Origin of the sequence: Myroides profundi (genome assembly GCF_000833025.1) — a bacterium.
Classification (GTDB): domain Bacteria; phylum Bacteroidota; class Bacteroidia; order Flavobacteriales; family Flavobacteriaceae; genus Flavobacterium; species Flavobacterium profundi_A.
In genome coordinates, this window is the sequence record NZ_CP010817.1 from 1,071,486 (window position 1) to 1,085,317 (window position 13,832).

Genomic DNA, 13,832 nt, shown 5'->3' on the forward strand with positions numbered 1-13,832 from the left:
AGAAAACCACACAGAGAATCTAAACAGGTCTTAAAAAAAAGAGATACTTCTTCTACAGAAGTATCTCTTAAAATTACATTATAAGAAAAACTAATTAGATAGTTTTAATTAACTCATTAATAAGCTCACGAGCGATAGGCTCAGCAGCTTCTACAGCTCTAAGTACATCTTCGTGATGTGCTTCTACGATACCTTCTTCATTCCCCATATCAGAGATAACAGAGATACCGAATACTTTCATATCCATGTGACGAGCTACGATTACTTCTGGTACTGTAGACATACCTACACAGTCTGCTCCTACCACGCGTACCATTTTATACTCCGCTAATGTTTCAAAAGTTGGTCCTTGTAATCCGTAGTATACTCCTTGTTTAATATCGAAGTTCTTTGCTTTAGCTATTTCTTGTGCTTTCTTAACTAAAGTTCCTGTATACGCATCATTCATGTTTACGAAACGAGGTCCGAAGCGCTCATCATTATGTCCTCTTAGAGGATGATCAGGGAATGCATTGATATGATCTGTGATGATCATAATGTCTCCTACTTTAAATGTAGGGTTAACACCTCCTGAAGCATTAGATACGATCAATGTTTCTACTCCCATATACTTCATTACTCTGATAGGGAATACCGTTTTTGCCATTTCGTATCCTTCGTAGTAATGGAAACGACCTTGCATAGCCATTACTTTTTTATTACCAATCGTACCAAAGATTAAAGCACCTTTGTGTCCTTGTACAGTAGATACTGGAAAATTAGGAATTTCTGAGTAAGGAATTTCATGCTCTATTTTAATATCCGCAGTAAGGTTTCCTAATCCTGACCCCAATACAATACCTATCTCAGGTTTGAATTGTGTCTTTTCAATTAAATACTTAACCGTTTCTTGTACTTGCTCCCACATAGTTTAAAATTGTTTTATCAAACTCCTCTTGATTGTTTAAAAAGGAAGTCTGAATTGGTAAATAATATAATTTATTCGAGGGGATTAGTCCATTTAAACGGACATAATCTTTCTCTGTTGTAATAATCTTATTCTCTTTTGCTTTGTTCAAAATTAACTCAATGTCAGTAGATGAAAAATGATGATGGTCAGGAAATGTTAAACAAATTGTTTTATCGCCCTTTAGATGGTCAAAAAAACTTTGTGGTTTAGCAATACCAGCTACCATTAAAAACTCTTCTTTTTTTAAGTCTTCTACTGAGATAGAATCAGCCTTTGAATATGCAAGTTTACTGAATTCAATATACGTAAAAAAAGACAATTGTCCCAGTTTGAGATTTAATTTTTTAATGATCTCGTTTTGTTCTGTTGAGGATAACGTAGGAGGGCATTTGGTGACGATGATGATATCTGCTCGTTTCGATCCTCTACGACTTTCTCTAAGGTTACCTGTCGGCAACATATAATCGCTATAGTACGGTTCATCATAAGTAGTCAGTAGAATATTAAAACCACCTTTTACAGCTAGGTGCTGAAAAGCATCATCTAGAACGATGGCTTGAGTATCTGTTCTTCGTTTTAGGATATTCTCTATTCCGTTTACTCTTTTTGCATCTACCGCTACAGCGATATTATCAAACTTGTGATGATATTGGAAGGGTTCATCACCGATTTGCTCCATAGTGGTATGTTCATCCGCTAGGAAGAAGCCCTCACTTTTGCGTTTATACCCTCTACTAAGAGTCGCTATTTTGTATTTGTCTTTTAAAAGTCGTATTATGTATTCCACCATAGGCGTTTTACCAGTACCACCTACACTTAAGTTACCTACGACTATAGTAGGTGTACTAAAAGAGGTTCTCTTCAATATATTTATTGAATAAAGGTAATTGCGCAGGGAAGTGATCCCTCCATATAAGATGGCAAAAGGGAAGAGTAATTTTCGCAGTAATTCCATAATACGAAATTACCAATTTTTTTATCTTTGAGAAAATATATAAATTACAGTTCAAAATTATTTGAGAAATGAAGTTAAGAGAAGTAATCACTGTGTTAGAAGAGATGACACCGTTATCGTATGCAGAGGGATTTGATAATGTCGGGTTATTAGTAGGGGACTATAACTTAGAAGTAAGTGGGATCCTAGTCTGTCATGATGCTTTAGAGACCGTGATAGACGAGGCGATAGAGAAGAAGTGTAATATGGTAGTATGCTTTCACCCAATCTTGTTTTCTGGATTAAAGAAGATAACAGGAAAGAGCTATGTAGAAAGAGCTGTAATTAAAGCGATCAAACACGATATCGCAATCTATGCTATACATACTGCACTAGATAATCATCAGGAAGGGGTGAATAAGATCTTCTGTGATACACTAGGATTAAAGAACACAAGTATATTAATACCGAAAGAGAACTATATCCAAAAGCTAGTGACTTACGCTCCTCGTGTGAATGCAGATGAAGTGAGAAAGGCACTGTTTAATGCAGGAGCTGGTGCTATAGGTAATTATGATTTGTGCAGTTTTACCACGGAGGGCAAGGGAAGTTTTAGAGGAAATGAGAAGAGTAGTCCTGTTATAGGAGAACCACTAAAATATGAAGAAGTAGAGGAAGTCAAGGTAGAAGTAATATTTGAGAAACATCTACAAGGTAAGGTATTAAAAGCCTTATTTGACTTAGACTTCTATGAGGAGAAAGCGTATGAAATATATACTCTAGAAAATAAACTGCAAAATGTAGGAATGGGGATGATAGGTGAACTAGAGGAAGAGATGGACGAGGTAACATTCTTACAGATGGTCAAAGCTAAAACAGGAACTGGAGGTATTAGACATAGTGCGCTATTAGGGAAGCCGATAAAGAGAGTAGCTGTGTTAGGAGGTTCAGGTAGTTTTGCGATAGGAGCTGCATTATCACAGAAAGTAGATGCCTATATCACCTCAGATTTGAAATATCACGATTATTACCAAGCTGAAAGTCAGTTGGTTTTAGCTGATATAGGGCATTTTGAAAGTGAAAGGTATACAAAAAATTATATAACTGACTTTCTTTCAAAAAAAATAACTACTTTTGCAGTTATTTTATCAACAGTAAATACGAATCCAGTTAACTACTTATAATGATGACAAAGAAAAAAGAATTAACCGTTGAAGAGAAGTTAAGAGCACTTTATGACTTGCAATTGATTGACTCAAGAATTGACGAAATCAGAAATATGAGAGGAGAATTGCCTCTTGAAGTTGAAGATCTACAAGATGAGGTTGCTGGACTGAACAAACGCTTAGAGAAATCAAATATAGACTTAAGTAATATCGAAGCGAGTATTAAGGATAAAAAAGCTGCTATTGAGGAATTCAAAGCTGCTATCGTAAGATATACTGAGCAACAAAATGAGGTTAAAAACAATAGAGAGTTTAACTCATTAGAAAAAGAGATTGAGTTCCAGAAGTTAGAGATTGAGCTTGCTGAAAAACACATCAAAGAGATGAAAGTTAGCATCGAGCACAAGAAAAACACAATTGCAGAGACAGAAACTAAGTTAGCTGCTAGAAAAGAACACTTAGGACATAAAGAAGCTGAATTAAACAGCATTATGTCTGAGACTGAGCGTGAAGAGAAAATCTTATTAGAGAAATCAGAAGAGTTCAAACAAGATATCGAAGATCGTTTATTAGTAGCTTATAACAGAATCAGAAATGGTGTTCGTAACGGTTTAGCTGTTGTATCTATCGAGCGTGGTGCATCAGGAGGATCTTACTTTACTATTCCACCACAAACTCAAGTAGAGATTGCGGCACGTAAGAAGATTATTACGGATGAGCACAGTGGACGTATTTTAGTTGATAGTGCTTTAGCTGAAGAAGAAAGAGAAAAAATTGAAGCTATTATAGCTAAATTATAATATCAGAAAGCCTCTTGTGAAAGAGGCTTTTTTTATTTCCAGAAGTTATATATGGTTAAGTGTCTAGGTTTATTGATTAATTTATTGTCGTTATTTGCTCCTAAGAAAACATGTGCTATTGCTTATAAGTTATTCTCTACACCTCGTAAAGGGCAACTTAAGCGAAGAGATATTCCATACTTTTTATCTGAAGCCCATCAAGATAGATTTGTCTATGATGGACTGAGTATCCAATGTTACCGTTGGAATCAAGAGCAATCAGAGTTGCCATTAGTTATGCTTTTTCACGGCTGGGAGAGTAATGCTGGTCGCTGGGAAGAACTAGTGACTTATTTAGATGATCAGTACCAGTATATCAGTATAGATGCGATGGGCCTAGGCCTTAGTGATGGAAGTAATCTGAGTGTTATCGATTATTCTCATTTGATGGATCATTGTTTACGAGCGTTTAGACCACAGTACGTTGTAGCTCATTCTCTAGGAGCGTTTGCTCTGTTACACCAGATGAGTGTAGTGAAATATGATTTCGTAGAGAAGGTTGTTTTAATGGCTTGTTTAGATCGTTTTCAGCATGTAATTGATAATTATATTGGCATGTTAGGATACTGGAAAAAAGTATCTAGCGATTTATTACAATTCTTAGAAGGGCTAATCGATATGGATATGGGAGAATATGCTAGTCGTAACTTTATAAAATCATTGCCTAATCAGACATTGATTATTCACGATAAAGATGATGTAGTAGTAGAATTGGCTGAGTGTACGGTTTTTCACGATATCGCAAGCCAAAAAGGAATAGAGATTTATTATACAGAAGGATTAGGGCATTCTGTTCAAGATAGAATCGCCTTCGAAAAAATTAAGAATTATTTTATGAATTAGCTTCGTTATAGCATTGTTTAATAGCGAATAAAATAGCTAATTTTGTGATATGGAAAAAATGCAAACACGTTTAAATAAATATTTGTCTGAAGTAGGTTTTTGTTCTAGAAGAGAAGCAGATAGACTTATAGATGAGGGGAGAGTCACTGTCAATGGTGTAGTGCCTGAGATGGGGACAAAAGTGTCTGAAGATGATGAGATACGCGTAAATGGACAATTAATCGTTAAAAAAAATGAAGAGAATGTTTATTTAGCTTTTTATAAACCTATTGGTATCGAGTGTACTACTAATACGAGTGTACGCGATAATATCGTGGACTATATTAATTATCCTAAACGCATCTTTCCAGTAGGACGATTAGATAAGGATAGTGAAGGGCTTATTCTGATGACGAATGATGGAGATATCGTGAATAAGATATTGCGCCAAAAGAATGATCATGAGAAAGAATATATTGTAACTGTGAATAAGCCTATTACAGATCGTTTTATTCAACGTATGGGAACAGGTGTGCCTATATTAGACACAGTGACTAAGAAGTGTAGAGTAGAACAGATCAGTAAGACCGTGTTTAGAATATTCCTTACTCAAGGTTTGAACAGACAGATTAGACGTATGTGTGAGTATTTTGACTATGACGTAGTTGCATTAAAGAGGATACGTATTATTAATATTTCTTTAGATGTACCTGTGGGTACTTATAGAGACTTGACAAAAGCAGAATTGGATGAGCTTAATCGCTTAATAGAGCCTTCTGTAATGACAGAAGAGGCGAGTCTAAATAGAAATCAAGAGAGTCAGCAGAGTATTCGTCGTCGTATGACTACAGGTAAAGATTCTGGTAGAAGAGGAGGAAGTTATGCTAAGGATGAGCGTAGGCCTAAGAAAAACTTCGATAGAGAACGCAATAATAGCGTGAATAAACCAAAAGAGGTTAAGAACGAAAGATTAAGAAATAGAAGAAGAGAGAACTAGTTTAGTTCTCTTTTTTTTGTTTGTGTTCAATTCTAATACCTTTTTATTTAGAATTAATAAGCTTAAAAAGTGCATTTTGTGCATAAAGTCAGAATTATTGGTAGTTCTGACTTTTTTTATTTATAAAATAGATTAGTTAATAATATGTGAATTTTAGTAAAATATTAAAGGTTAATGTGTTTTGTTTTTAGAGTATTACGATGACGATTATTGTCTGTATTGAGTTGTTATTTATATTTATTCTAAGTTGTTATGGTTGTTTAGTTATAAGTAAATATATTTGTCTTCAATTTATAATTAATCTAAATAATATAATTACTAACACAACATTAAGTTCTTAGAACAATGAAACACTATCTACTATTAATTTTTGCAATTTTTAATATAGGTCAGTTTACTTCTTTTGCGCAAGATAAGCCAGTTGTTATTTCTGGGGTTGTACAAGATGCGAATGGAGAGCCTATTGATTATGCTACAGTCAGTTTATTAGATACTCATCATAGTGAGTTAACAGATAATAAAGGACGATATACTATTAAAACAAAAAGACCTGGCAAGTATAAATTAGTTGTACAACACGTCAGTTATGAATCTAAAGAGTATTCATTTGAGGTTAAAGCAGGCGAGAGTATAACACATAACTTCAAACTTGATACAAATAACTCTTTCTTAGATAATGTAGTACTACAAGTAAAACAGCCTATCGAGAAAGTTAGAGAATCTGCTTATAACGTAGTGGCTATAGATGCAAAACCACTATACAATACGTCATTAGATGTAGCTGGAGCACTAGATAGAGTATCTGGAGTGAAAGTGCGCAAAGATGGAGGTGAGGGATCTGACTATAATTTCTCAATGAATGGATTTAGTGGTAAACACATTCGATTCTTTATAGATGGGGTACCTATGGAAGGGTTTGGTAGTGAGTTTAAAATAAACAACTTACCGATCACGATGGTTGACAGAATCGAAGTTTATAAAGGTGTAGTGCCTGTGGAGTTTGGATCTGATGCCTTGGGTGGAGTAGTGAATATTATTACGAATAAATCTAAAGAGACTAAAATAGACGCTTCATTTACTACTGGTTCATTCCATACATACAAGAGTCACCTGAATGTAAGTAAAGCTTTTAATAATGGTATAGTGGCTCAGTTAAATGCTTTTCAGAATTACTCAGATAACGATTATAAAGTATTAGTCCCTGTGGTAGATCTGCAATCAGGAGTTTATTCTAAAGAAAAACAATGGGTAAGACGTTTTAATGATAGATTCCAAACTGCTACTGTAGTGGCTAAAGTAGGGGTGGTAGATAAGTCTTATGCAGATAGATTAATGCTAGGGTTTACTTATGGAGAAGGAAAACGAGGTGTGCAGACAGGTACTATTATGGAGAAGGTATTCGGAGACAAGAAACGTCGTTCTGTAACTATTATGCCCTCATTAGAGTATAGCAAAAAGAATCTATTTATAGATGGATTAGATGTAAGTATCACATCAAATTATAACGGTGGGTATAATCAAAATATAGATACCTCTTCTTATAAATATAACTGGGCAGGTGAGCGTATCAAAACGTTAAAACAAGGTGAGTCTGGAGGAGGTCCTTCTATGACTAAGTTCTATGATCATAATGGTTCAACTACTTTTAATGTAAATTATAAATTAAATGACAAACACTCATTTAGTTTTAATGATGTAATGTACTATTTCAACAGAAAGACAAAAGACCCACTAGCTGTAAAAGAAACTCAATCAGAAAAGAATAGTGAGATAAAAAGAAGTAGTTTTAAAAATATTATGGCACTGTCTTATCGCTATAATATTCTAGATAATCTGAATGTATCTCTATTCGGTAAACACTACAGTATCAAACATACTTATCAAAGTGAGAGCACTAAAGTAGATAAAACAGGGTACGGTATCGCTGCTACATATCTGTGGAAAGATCTACAGTTCAAAGCTTCTTATGAAAATACATTTAGGCTACCTACTGATAGCGAGTTATTTGGAGATGGAGACTTAGTATGGGGGAATACAGGTCTTAAACCAGAACAGGGTAAAAACTATAACCTTAATATCAGTTACTCAGGTGTGATTAACAAAATACATGCAGTATTCGTAGATGCAGGTTTGGTATACAGAGATACTAAAGATTATATCCGAAGTAATCCTTATGGTTCAGGATCTCGTGCAACTAGTGTAAATATCGGAGGAGTAGAGAGCTATGGTATCAATGTGGAAGCTCGTTATACCTACAATGATTTTATATATGCAGGAGGTAGTTTAACTTCTCAAAATATCAGAAGTAAACAAAAGTATACTATTGGAGATTATGGAGTGAGAAATCCATACTACAATGAGAGAATTCCTAATGAGCCTTATTTCTTTGGATCAGCAGATGTGGGGATTATCATTAAAGACTTAGGAAAGAAAAATAACAATTTAAATATAGGTTATAACCTTCGCTATATAGATCATTATAGTTACGACTTTAAAGGAATCGGTGAAGATCCTATATGGATTCCGTCTCAAGCTGTACATGATCTAAGTGCTTCATACAGTTTATTTAATAATAAAATACACTTGACCGTAGAGGCTAATAACCTATTCGATAAACTAGCTTATGATAACTATAGTTTCCAAAAACCAGGAAGAAACTTCATGTTTAAAATACGCTATACATACTAAAATTACTAATCTATAATAAATACAATTAAAATGAAAAAAAGAGTTTTTTCGACATTTGCTTTTGCTATGATATTTGGGGCATTGTCGGTGACTAGTTGTTCTACAGATGACAATAGTACTCCTACACCTGAAGAAGGTGGAACTGATGGAGGAAATAAAATAGAATGGAAGTACGTAATCGGGGCAAGTGCTTCTAAAACGAACTTATTACTGACTACCAATGACCTTAAATCTGGAGAAATATCTGCTAAGGGAAATGGATTAACGGCATTAGGAACTACAGTTTATACTTATGGAGGAAATAGAGCTTATGTTTTTGAATATAGAAAAGGAGATCCTTCAGGAATGCAGAGTTGGTTATTAACACCTGCTGGAAAATTGAGTAAACATACTACAGTTGACCTACCTACTCGTGAGGAGTTTATTACGAATTTCGGTAAATATATGATTGCTACAACTGGTGGGGTACAATTAACTACAGGACAAAAGGCTCAGGCTTTTAACTTCATTGATGGTAACAGTGGAGGAATTAAGTATACATCTTATGTAAATGTAGAGAACATTGCAGAAAAAGGAGAGTATGCTAACTTCGCAGGTCTTGAGACGATTGGTAATGATCGTTTTGTGATGGCTATCGAACCATTTAAAATCACTAAAGATGATAAAGAAGATAATACTTCTGCTTATAGAGATAGAGCATGGTTAGCTGTTTTTAAATTTGATGAAAGTGCTACGGATGTTAATAAAAAAGTAGTATTAGAAAAAGTAGTGAAGAGTGATAAGATGAGTTTTGCTGTAGCGCGTTACCGTTCTAGTCGTGTATCTACTATCGGAAAAGCGGGTGATGGAAACGTTTACTTATTCTCTCCTAATGCTACTAATGGTGATGGAGTATCATTCTCAAGTAAGCCAAGTGCTGTTATTAAATTTGATTCTAAAAAAGGAGACTTTGATAATAACTATTACTTTAACTTAGAACAGATCTCAGGAACGAAAGTGTATAAAGCATTCGCTATCGGTGGGGATTATTTCTTACTTAATATGTTCGTAAGTCCTAGTAAAGCAAGTAATATGGCTGCTGCTAATAAGTTAGCTGTATTTAATGTTGTAACAGGAGACTTTAAATGGATAGAAGGATTACCAGCTGCTAATGATATCGCTGCTGCTGGAGCACCATTCGTAGATGGAAAAGAAGTATTCTTACCTATTACAGCTGAGTCAAAATCATTTGTTTATTCTTTAGATGCTACAGCTGCTAAGGCTACTAAAGGTCTTGAGATTAAAGACCTAGCTGATGGAAGTATTGGTACAATTGGTAAAATTAATGTAGAAAAATAATAATTTAATTATATAAAGTATTCGAAATAAATTAGGGTTGTTTATTATAAGAGGTTATACAGTTTGTATAGCCTCTTTTTTTTGTTGAAAAGGATAAGGATGTAGAATTGAAAAATATGTGGTTAACTGTAAATAGGTATTAGAGATATAAAAAATCTTTGATATTATATCTTTAAATGAGTATATGTTTATCTGAAAGTGAGTATTCTATTAATGAGGTGTATTACTTTTTAAAATACTTATGTCGTGTGAATTGTGTTAAGTCCACCCCTTTGTCCACCCCCTTAAAGGTGACATTCTGTTATAGAGATTATACTTTTATCAAATAAACCTAAAGTTATAGTCTGCTTCATTATAGTATGACTATAAAATACACCACCACATATTATTTGACTTGGAAGTTACTACAGTATAGACGATAGTTGAATAATGATAAAAGTATAAATATGAAGACCTTATTATTTTTAAGTATTATCATTAATAGAACAATGGAGTGTGCCTCTCTATTAAAGAAAAGTATGATATGGAGTATAAATGAGAAACTATCTAGTAGTTCAATAAAATCGAAAAGATTGCTAAGAAGAGTTAGAGGTTCTTCTTTAAAGGAAGAGGTGCTACAAATAAGTGATGATTCTAATAAACAAACTAATTATATGTCTATAGGCATGGAGTGTTATCTGTGTCAAAAAATAAAAGAGTTTGAGAAACAAAGAAAATACTTGGATAAATCAATATCACTAAGTAATCTTTCTGCAAGCTTAGGAGTTAATCATCGCTATGTGTCTTACTATATTAATATGTATAAAGAAAAAGACTTCGCTACGTATATTAATGAATTGAGGATTTCTTATATGGTAGATACTTTATCAACTAAACCACATTATCTGACATATAAGATAAGTTATTTAGCAGATAAGAGCGGTTTTGCTTCTCATAGCCGTTTTACGATTAATTTTAAAAAATATACAGGTGTATTGCCTTCAGAGTATATTAGTGAGTTAAAACAGAAAAAGGCCATGGAAAGATGTAATATTTAAACTAGTCTTTACTTCTTAAATTGATTGTAATTGACTGATTCAAAAGAACCATCTTCTTTTTTAATAAAAGTTTCTTTACCACTCTGTACTTCTGCATTCTGAGCTGCTATACAGTACCAATTGTTTTCTATTTTCTGAGTTACGAAAATAAATAAGTTGTTTCTAAGTTGAGGAGTTTCATCTTCTTTTAGTGCTGATTGATTACTTAACTGTAGTCTTGCATGTACAATAGCTATAGTGTCTGTTAAGTATCTGATCTTAGTTCTTTTGATTATTAGTGTAGATTCTTTGAAAATTACTCGTAAGCCATAATCATGAGCTTTAAAAATATCTTCTTTTTTATGCCACCATAACCCTGTGACATTGACAAAGTCTGCATCATCTACAAAAATATCAGCAAGTAAGTCAGCATCGTATTTATTCCAAGCAGTTACAAATTGTTGAACTATTTCTTCTGGATTTTGTCTAGTCATTATCATCGTTTATTATAATTACGAAGATACTCAATGATTCATGAAGAGGTGTTAATGTAGAATAAGAAAGTGAGTGTAAATAAAAAAGGAACCACTTAATAGTGATTCCTTTTTGTCGGGGTGGCAGGATTCGAACCTGCGACCTCCTGCTCCCAAAGCAGGCGCGATGACCGGGCTACGCTACACCCCGCTAGACTTATTCTGTCATTGCGAGTGCAAATATAGAACATTATTTTGTATTTGCAAGGTTTAGGTGTGAAAAATAAATGTTTTTTTGGGTTGTTTTGTGTAAGTGATTGTTTTAATGTGTGATAAGTATTTTTAAAATGTATTAAAATCAATATATGTTTTGTAAGATTAAGAATTATGTAATGTGTAAAGGAAGAAAAAGATACTTTAGGTGATATAATATGTTTTGATAGGTATAATATTTCGATGAGAATAGATTATCTGTATTTAAGTATTGATATTTTAAATCATTTTTTATGTAGAGATATGGTTTAAAAAAGTATTTTTGTTTAGAAACAAATAAAAGGAAGAAATATGCCAACTATAGAAAGAGTAAAGTGCTTAATTATCGGATCAGGACCTGCTGGTTATACAGCTGCTATTTATGCTGCACGTGCGAATATGGCACCTGTGCTTTATCAAGGTATGCAACCAGGAGGACAATTAACAACAACAAATGAAGTAGAGAACTTCCCTGGATATCCAGAAGGAGTTACAGGACCTGAAATGATGATGCAATTACAAGCACAAGCACAACGCTTCGGTGCTGATATCCGTGATGGATGGGTAACTAAGGCTGAACTAAAAGGAGATGTAAAGAAAGTATGGGTAAATGAAACAACGGAGATTCATGCTGATACTGTTATTATCTCTACTGGTGCTACAGCGATGTATTTGGGATTACCATCAGAGCAACATTACTTATCATTAGGAGGAGGAGTATCTGCATGTGCAGTTTGTGATGGATTCTTTTATAGAAATCAAGAAGTAGTAATCGTAGGAGCAGGAGATTCAGCTTGTGAGGAGGCTCATTACTTATCTAAATTATGTAAGAAAGTTACTATGTTAGTGCGTAGTGATAAGTTCCGTTCATCTCGTATTATGGAGGAACGTGTACGTAATACTGAAAACATCGACATCCTAATGAATACGTCTACAGTAGATGTATTAGGTGATGGTAATGTAGTAACAGGTGTTCGTGTGAAAAATAATATCACTGGTGAAGAGAAAGATATTGAGGCTACAGGTTTCTTCGTAGCTATAGGTCATAAACCTAATACAGATATCTTTAAAGAAGAATTAGAGATGGATGAAACAGGATACTTAATCACTCAAGGAAAGACTAGTAAAACGAATGTAGAAGGAGTTTTTGCTTGTGGAGATGTACAGGATAAAGATTATAGACAAGCTATTACAGCTGCAGGTTCAGGATGTATTGCAGCATTAGATGCTGAGCGTTATTTAGCTGCTAAGTAATTTGTATTGAATACAGTATATAAGGGAACCTCAAGAGGGTTCCCTTTTTTATTATTAAAAGTTAATATTATATAGTGCTTAAAGGGATATTATTATATTTGTTTTTCATAAAAAATAGAAATGCTTTTACTTAAAAATATATCATTTAGTTACTTAGAAGAAAAAACAGTTATTAATAACCTTAGCTTGGTTGTCGAAAAAGGACAGCATGTTGCTCTATTAGGAGAAAGTGGATGTGGCAAGAGTACTTTGTTAAAATTGATTTATGGTTTACAAGATTTAGATCAAGGAGAGATTCACTGGAATAACAAGCAAGTTTTAGGGCCTGCATATCATTTGGTTCCTGGAATAGATGAAATGAGATACCTAGCTCAAGATTTCGATTTAATGCCTTTTACTTCTGTAAAAGAAAATATAGGTAAGTATCTTTCTAACTTTTATATGGAAGAGAAAGAGCATCGTATAAAAGAGCTTTTGACATTAGTAGATTTAGATGAATATGCAGATGTAAAAGTAAAACACCTAAGTGGTGGACAACAACAACGTGTTGCTATAGCTCGTGTACTTGCATTAGAGCCAGAGATTCTACTATTAGATGAACCATTTAGTCATATTGATTATTCGAGAAGAAGTCTGCTTAGACGTAATCTATTTGCTTATTTAAAAGAAAAAGGAATTACGTGTATAGTAGCTACTCATGATAGTATAGATGCATTGAGTTTTGCTGACGAGACAATTGTATTAAAAGATGGTGAGTTAGTGGATATGGGAGAAACGAAGGATGTATATGAGTTCCCCTTGAATAAGTATGTAGCATCTTTATTCGGAGAGGTGAATGAATTATATATCTCGGACTTTACAACTTCTTTTGAAGAAGATGAATTATTGCTAATATATCCTCACCAGTTAATGCTTTCAAAACAAAAAGGACAAATAGAGGTAGAGGTACTTGATTCTTATTTTAAAGGAGATGGTTATATGATAAAAACTTTCTTTAATGAGGATAGAGTAGTATTCTTTGATCATCCTTTTAATATCGAAAAAGGGACTAAGATTAAACTAGCTTTAAAGAAATTTCAATAATAAAAAAACGCCACTTTAATT

12 protein-coding genes and 1 tRNA gene are annotated in these 13,832 nt (G+C 33.7%); 9 read left to right on the forward strand and 4 right to left on the reverse strand.

Going from position 1 to position 13,832, the window contains the following annotated elements:
• Positions 1-94: 94 nt before the first annotated feature.
• Complete coding sequence (locus tag MPR_RS04875) at positions 95-907, reverse strand: purine-nucleoside phosphorylase (RefSeq protein ID WP_041889783.1); 813 nt, start codon at positions 905-907, stop codon at positions 95-97.
• Positions 879-1,904, reverse strand: a complete 1,026-nt coding sequence (gene lpxK / locus MPR_RS04880) for a tetraacyldisaccharide 4'-kinase (protein ID WP_041889785.1) — start codon at positions 1,902-1,904, stop codon at positions 879-881. The genes MPR_RS04875 and lpxK overlap by 29 nt, the downstream gene beginning before the upstream one ends.
• Before the next feature lie 68 nt (positions 1,905-1,972).
• On the opposite strand from lpxK, the gene MPR_RS04885 reads away from it, so the two are divergent.
• The 7 genes from MPR_RS04885 to MPR_RS04915 all read left to right on the forward strand — a co-directional run bounded on the left by MPR_RS04885 (position 1,973) and on the right by MPR_RS04915 (position 10,770).
• A complete protein-coding gene (locus MPR_RS04885; protein WP_041889787.1) occupies positions 1,973-3,067 on the forward strand; it encodes a Nif3-like dinuclear metal center hexameric protein in 1,095 nt (364 codons plus the stop codon).
• 2 nt (positions 3,068-3,069) lie between these two features.
• A complete protein-coding gene (locus tag MPR_RS04890; protein ID WP_006266532.1) occupies positions 3,070-3,849 on the forward strand; it encodes a zinc ribbon domain-containing protein in 780 nt (259 codons plus the stop codon).
• A gap of 51 nt (positions 3,850-3,900) precedes the next feature.
• Entirely contained in the window at positions 3,901-4,731 is an 831-nt protein-coding gene (locus MPR_RS04895; RefSeq protein WP_041889789.1) for an alpha/beta hydrolase, read from the forward strand.
• Positions 4,732-4,780: 49 nt separating this feature from the next.
• Positions 4,781-5,707 carry a 23S rRNA pseudouridine(2604) synthase RluF gene (gene rluF / locus MPR_RS04900; RefSeq protein ID WP_041889791.1) on the forward strand — a complete coding sequence of 309 codons (927 nt, stop codon included), beginning with the start codon at positions 4,781-4,783 and terminating at the stop codon, positions 5,705-5,707.
• Positions 5,708-6,052: 345 nt separating this feature from the next.
• Positions 6,053-8,395: a TonB-dependent receptor gene (locus MPR_RS04905; RefSeq protein WP_041889793.1), complete on the forward strand. Its 2,343-nt coding sequence runs from the start codon at positions 6,053-6,055 to the stop codon at positions 8,393-8,395.
• A 30-nt stretch (positions 8,396-8,425) separates the two neighbouring features.
• The gene (locus tag MPR_RS04910) at positions 8,426-9,733 is read left to right on the forward strand and encodes a DUF4374 domain-containing protein (RefSeq protein ID WP_041889794.1); all 1,308 of its coding nucleotides are present in this window, start codon (positions 8,426-8,428) and stop codon (positions 9,731-9,733) included.
• 446 nt (positions 9,734-10,179) lie between these two features.
• On the forward strand, positions 10,180-10,770 hold the full coding sequence (locus MPR_RS04915) for a helix-turn-helix domain-containing protein (RefSeq protein WP_041895183.1): 591 nt from the start codon (positions 10,180-10,182) through the stop codon (positions 10,768-10,770).
• Positions 10,771-10,778: 8 nt separating this feature from the next.
• Here the strand turns inward: MPR_RS04915 and MPR_RS04920 are convergent, their stop codons facing one another.
• A complete protein-coding gene (locus tag MPR_RS04920) occupies positions 10,779-11,243 on the reverse strand; it encodes an SgcJ/EcaC family oxidoreductase (RefSeq protein ID WP_041889797.1) in 465 nt (154 codons plus the stop codon).
• Between the two features lie 115 nt (positions 11,244-11,358).
• Positions 11,359-11,433 (reverse strand) — tRNA-Pro (locus MPR_RS04925).
• Positions 11,434-11,786: 353 nt separating this feature from the next.
• On the opposite strand from MPR_RS04925, the gene trxB reads away from it, so the two are divergent.
• Positions 11,787-12,728, forward strand: a complete 942-nt coding sequence (trxB, locus tag MPR_RS04930; protein ID WP_041889800.1) for a thioredoxin-disulfide reductase — start codon at positions 11,787-11,789, stop codon at positions 12,726-12,728.
• 120 nt (positions 12,729-12,848) lie between these two features.
• Positions 12,849-13,811, forward strand: a complete 963-nt coding sequence (locus MPR_RS04935; protein WP_041889803.1) for an ABC transporter ATP-binding protein — start codon at positions 12,849-12,851, stop codon at positions 13,809-13,811.
• Positions 13,812-13,832: the final 21 nt, after the last annotated feature.